General features: G+C 47.2%; 4 protein-coding genes and 1 pseudogene. All 5 read left to right on the top strand.

Annotated elements, in window-relative coordinates; all coding sequences use genetic code 11:
* Positions 1 to 191 (top strand): hypothetical protein (locus tag Q0238_RS04565; RefSeq protein WP_297943323.1); only part of this gene is annotated, 191 nt, incomplete at its 5' end.
* An 818-nt stretch (positions 192 to 1,009) separates the two neighbouring features.
* Entirely contained in the window at positions 1,010 to 2,569 is a 1,560-nt protein-coding gene (locus Q0238_RS04560) for an MBOAT family O-acyltransferase (protein ID WP_297943321.1), read from the top strand.
* On the top strand, positions 2,570 to 3,880 hold the full coding sequence (locus Q0238_RS04555; RefSeq protein ID WP_297943319.1) for a DUF459 domain-containing protein: 1,311 nt from the start codon (positions 2,570 to 2,572) through the stop codon (positions 3,878 to 3,880).
* Positions 3,873 to 4,925, top strand: a complete 1,053-nt coding sequence (locus tag Q0238_RS04550) for a GDSL-type esterase/lipase family protein (RefSeq protein ID WP_297943317.1) — start codon at positions 3,873 to 3,875, stop codon at positions 4,923 to 4,925. Before Q0238_RS04555 ends, Q0238_RS04550 begins: the two co-directional genes overlap by 8 nt.
* Positions 4,926 to 5,275: 350 nt before the next feature.
* A pseudogene (locus Q0238_RS04545) lies at positions 5,276 to 5,469 on the top strand (hypothetical protein); the annotation flags it as partial.

Here is a 5,469-nt window from a genome sequence, read left to right as displayed (position 1 = left end):
TTCGCGCCGCTAGATTAGAATTGCAAAACGCGAGCCAAAGCCGGTATCGTTGCGCTAGAAATTTTAAATTGCAAATTAAAATTTACATTATCTCGTTAGAATGGCTGGATTGCGAAGCGAGATTCGGCTCTGCTAGGTTAAATTTCAGCTCAAACTCAAATCTATGTAGCCGTATTGAAATTTACGGCTAATTTTGCCTAACGAGCTCGAATTTACACTGCGCTAAAACCAAGTCTAGAGCCAAAATTTTACGATGCGAAGCTCATTGATTTTAACTTGTGTTTTTTGCAAGAAAGAGCGAGGCTAGCGTAAGGTGCGTTTGCGTTGATACAAAATTTTAAAAGGGGCTTTATGGCGGCGCAGGTCTGCAATTTGCGGTAAAAATTAAAAGCTATGATTTTGGCTCATAAGGCGCAGCTTTTAGATGGTTTCTATCACGCCTTAAAGTGAGATTTTACTTAGTAATTTTGCGCGGCAGATTTTAACGGGCGGAATTTTATTATCGCTGCAAAATTTTTTGGCTTTTAAAATTTTGCTTTGTAGAATTTTAGCCCTCATAGTTGTGATGAAGTGTGGCTCATCTTATTTTGTAGGATTTTAGTGGCATCGCGCGCGTCTAATTTATATAGCATGATTCCAAGGCGCTTATTTTGAAATCCTGCGGGTAGAATCTGCGAGACTGCGTTTGCGAGGTTTCGTGGGAATTTGATGGCAAACCGCTCAGCGCGTTTAAAATTTTATTCGTGTGTAGAGCTCTCATTTGCATTTTAAATTTTGCCATTGTGGAGGAATTTTGCTCACGTGGCAAGGGCTTGCATGCAAGCTGTCCGTGAATCTAAGAAGGATTGGACGCTAGATTTATTAGAGCGTTTAGCGGCGCAATGCCGTGCCTACGCATAAAATTTTGCGTTGCAAGCGATTTAAAAAAGCTTTTTCGCTTCGTATAAATTTCGCGCCGCGAGCGTTTAAAAGCCGCAAGAGCTTTAAAAATTTAAATTGGAAAGATTGAATGACATTTTTTTCGCCCGAGTTTGTCCTTGCTTTTTTAGCGTTTTTAATCGTTTATTGGACGCTCAAAAATCATATTTTCGCGCAAAAAATTCTGATCCTGCTGGCAAGCTATGGCTTTATGTGCTCCATAAATCCACGCTTTGCACTGGTGCTTGCAGCCTATAGTGCCTTCGTATATTTTGCAGGTGCGTGTATCGCTCGCACTAATCGCGTAGTCGCAAAAGTCATATCGCCCGCAAAGCAGTCTTCGCACAAGAAAAAACTCTCGCGTAAAGCGGCAGCCAAGCAGATGAGCGCAACAAAACAAGCTCGCATAGCAAAGCAGGTGCAAAAAGCGGGGTTAGCGAAGCAGATTCCGTTACCAACTGCGAAGGCGCGCGCAGTGATGCTTGCGGCAGTTGCTGGTGGCTTATTTTTTCTCGCGTTTTTTAAATATTATGGCTACGTCAGGGAGTTTTTCAATGCCGCGCTTGCCGCGCTTCACCTAGGTGCCGTCGATAGCGTGGCGTTTCCGCTTGGAATTTCATATTATGTTTTCATGTCGATCACCTATTTTGTCTCGGTTTATAGGCGCGAATGCGGCGAGCAGGGCTTTTTGAGTTTGGCGTGCTTTTTAGCGTTTTTCCCTAGCATCGTGATGGGTCCTATCGGACGCGCTAGCGCGGCTAAGGGCGTAGAGCCAGTACTGCCACAGTTTGATCGCTTCAAGCACTTTGGCAATGCCGATGAAATTTATGTGCTTATAATTTTTGCCTTAGTTAAGCTGCTGCTTATTAGCGGCTATTTGGGCGCGTATTATAGCGATGTGATTTCAGGCGTTTACGGCGACGAGCCAGAGTCTTCTGTGGCGCAAATTCTAGCTGCACTGCTGCTTTATGGCGTGGTGCTTTATACGAATTTTAGCGGCTTTATCGATATGGCGCGGGCGCTTGGGCTTGCGATGGGCTTTAAGCTGCCGCAGAATTTTAATATGCCCTACGCGGCTAAGAATTTAGGCGAGTTTTGGGATCGCTGGCATATCAGTTTATCCACGTTTATACGCGATTATATTTATATCCCGCTCGGCGGCTCGCGCAATGGCTTTGCGCGCACCTGCGTAAATTTACTAATCGCGTTTGCGCTATCTGGCATTTGGCATGGCGCGGGATTAAATTTTTTGATTTGGGGGCTTTTGCACGGAGTGGCGCTTGTGTTTTTAAAATGTCTTGCCAAAGTAGGCGTAAAGCCGCTAAATCCGTATTTGGCACTATTTTGTACCTATATTTTTGTAAGTTTCGCTTGGATTTTTTTCGCTAATTCCTTGCCAGATGCGGCGGCGATTTTGAGCGCTTTTACCCGCGCGCGAGCTTTCGGAGATATTAGCGAGCTAGCGGTGCTTGCGGGGATTTTAGCGGGGATTTTTGTTTATCCTAAAATTTCAGCTCTTAAAGATACTTTGATCGCGCTTTTTGCCGAGCTGCCGTTTTTACCTAAAGCTCTCGTGCTCGGCATGATCTTCACGCTGATTTTCGCGCTGATGCCAAGCGGAATTCCAAATTTCATCTACGCAGGATTTTAGATGCTTAGGTTTGTTTCGACTCTGCTTTTTGCGCTGTTTTTCTCGGCATTTTTTATGCAAGGCTCGCTGCTTTATTATTTGGAGCAGCGATTCCACGATGATTTTGGGCTGGAAGAATGGCTGCGCCGCTCGCCGTTTCGTGTAGGCGGAGAGATCTACGAAAAGATTGCAAATGGCGCAGATAAGCTAGAGCAGCGTATCAAAGGTGGGGATCTTAGCAAGGATGAGGACGCAAGTCCGCATAGCGGAAGCAAAAATTTTAAAAAACCTGCGCAAGATCGTATGGCGGAAAATCAAGCTTTGCAAAGCATGGGGGCGCGAGATCACGATGCTTTGCAAAATGTTAAACCGCAAGATAGCAAGCCGCAAGCCCATGCTGCAAAGAATTCCACTTTAAATAATTCCACGCATCATTTAAAGACGCGCGATTCGGCGCAGGAGCCTTACGCACAAAATTCCGCTTCTAAAAATTCTACTTCGCGAAATTCCGTGTCACAAAGCCAGACTACAACAAGCTTTGCGCCGCGCAGTACCGCCGTGTCGCAAAACCCCGTCGCGGCAAGCGCAACCTTGCAAAGCGGCGAAAATTCCGATTCTCAACTCCCTGTTCCGCAGGCTTTGGAGCAGAATTTAACGACGCAAAGCTCCGCGGAGATTGATGCTAAAATTTCGCTTAGCGACGATGGCAAGATCCGCCTAAATGCAGGCGATGAGGTGCTTTTTATGGGCGATAGTCTGATGCAATACGTGGGGATGAACGCTAAGAAATTTTTCCCGAAGCGAAGCCTAAGAGTGATCGATCTTAGCAAGCAATCGACGGGGCTTGCGAGCAAGAAATCTTTCGACTGGCAAAAGACGCTCGATACCGCTCTTCGCGAGAACAGCGGCGTTAAGCTCGTAGTCGTGCTGCTGGGCGCCAATGACGTCTGGGAGTACCGCGCGGGAGGTAAAACTTATGGCATTAAAACGCCGCGCTGGCGAGAGTTTTACGCCTCAAGAGTGCGCGAGATCTACAATACGGCGCACTCGCACGGTGCGGGAGTGCTGTGGCTTGCGATGCCGTGTATGCAAAAGCCCGATTTTGAGGAGAAAACGCAGCTGCTAAATCAAATATATGCCGACGCTAGTATGGCGCTTGGCGGGTATTTTATGCAAACAACCCCGCTGGTGTGCGAAAAAGGCGTCTATAAAACCTATCTGCAAAGCGGCTCCAAGCTCGTGCGCGTGCGCCAAGACGACGGCATTCATATGAGCAAAGAGGGTTGCGAAGCGGTAGCGAAAGAAATTTTATCAAGGATTGAAGTTGAGTAAGTTTATAGTGATTTTATTTGCCGCTTTATTAGGCGGATGCGCGGCAAACGCAGGCGTTCGCGGCATAAATTCCGCAAACGCAAAAAGCTCTGCGGGCTTTGGAGTGAAATTTTTTGGTGATTCGCACTTAGGAAGCGACGCGCTGATAGATGCTTTCAGACATGGTTTTTTCGTGCAAAACAGCGTCGGCTTCGTGCCTGCAATGATGCCTAAATATCACAAAAGCGAAAATATAGAATTTAAGCAAAGCGGCTTTAATGTGATCTCGTCTCGCACCGAGCAAGACCCCGATTTTCCGCTATGCGGAGTGATCGCTACCGGCAAAAAAGGCGCTAACGTGCGACTGGAGCTAAAGCAGCTTAGCGGCGATTTTTACGTCGAAATTTTACATAAATCGGATCAGGGCGGCGAGATTTTTCGCGTGCGCGATGCAAGTGGGCTAAGCGCGTATATTTCGCAAGAAGTGCCGCAGAAATGGGAGTATTCTAAGCTGCGACTTAGATTTCCTATCGAAATTAGATCGCTGCGTGACGGAGCAGAGCTTGGAGGATATAAAATTTACCGCAAAAACGCGCGCTTTGCAGACTCTTGTGCGAGCAACGGCGCGTTTAGTAATCTCTACGAAAAATGGGGTGCAGATGCCTTTGGTAGAGATTTTTCAGGACTTAGATACAATCTCGTAGTTATCGCTTATGGCACAAACGACGCGATGGATCCGAAATTTGATGAGCAAAAATTCTACCAAAGCGTCCGTGGGCTGCTTCGCTCTGTCCGCTCTGCAGCTCCCGGTGCAAAAATCCTGCTTGTAGCGCCGCCGCGAAGCCCTAAAGTGCCAAACGCCTCACGCGCTGCGGAGGTGCTAGCGCATCTGGCGCGAGATGAAGGGGCGATGTTTTACGACATAGCCGGTCTTATGGATGAGGATGGCGGCTGGCGCGGCTGGCGCGAGCGTGGGCTGATCCGCCCTGACGAAATCCACTTGCAAAAAGAGGGCTACGAAAAAATCGGCGCAGCACTGGCGACGAAATTGCGCGGCAGGCTTTAAATTTAATCTTTAAATTTAGGCGGCTCGCCGTAAAATTTACAAAGTTCGTCGCTAAATTTAAAATTTAGCGGCAGTAAGCAAAGCTGCGCCTACTTGGATTTCGCCGCTTAGATCCGCGCCGCGAAATTTAAATCGGAAGCTGCGGCTTTAAATTTACGCGTCGATAGGCTTGATGCCTGTGCTTTTAAAATACGTCGCCTAAATTTACGCTTTTAATTTGGATTAAATTTATGTGGTTACGGCTAGGGGCAAAAGGTCTGTGCGGTGTGCGCTGCGTAAAATTTAGCGCTTAAAATTTCATTCGCATGGGTTGCGACAAAGCGCGGCGAGCCAGATTAAAGGAGAGGAATATGATATATCTTTGCGGCGATACGCACGGCATAAACGAGATCGGCAAAATAACGAACAAGGCCTTTGCGGGCGGGCTTAGCGCGGATGATTTCGTCATTGTGCTCGGGGATTTCGGGCTGTTTTGGAGCGAGCGGATAGATGAGTTTATGGCGCGCAAAAATATAGAAAGATATTTCCCCGCCACGCTTCTTTT

Source organism: uncultured Campylobacter sp. (assembly GCF_938045775.1).
In the GTDB taxonomy this organism is placed as follows: Bacteria; Campylobacterota; Campylobacteria; order Campylobacterales; family Campylobacteraceae; genus Campylobacter_B.
The sequence above is the reverse complement of the archived record's forward strand: the minus strand, read 5'-3'. Positions and strand labels throughout refer to the sequence as shown.

Coding starts and splice junctions, on each gene's coding strand:
- Q0238_RS04560 (WP_297943321.1), top strand. CDS start 1,010: ATGACATTTTTTTCGCCCGAGTTTGTCCTTGCTTTTTTAGCGTTTTTA.
- Q0238_RS04555 (WP_297943319.1), top strand. CDS start 2,570: ATGCTTAGGTTTGTTTCGACTCTGCTTTTTGCGCTGTTTTTCTCGGCA.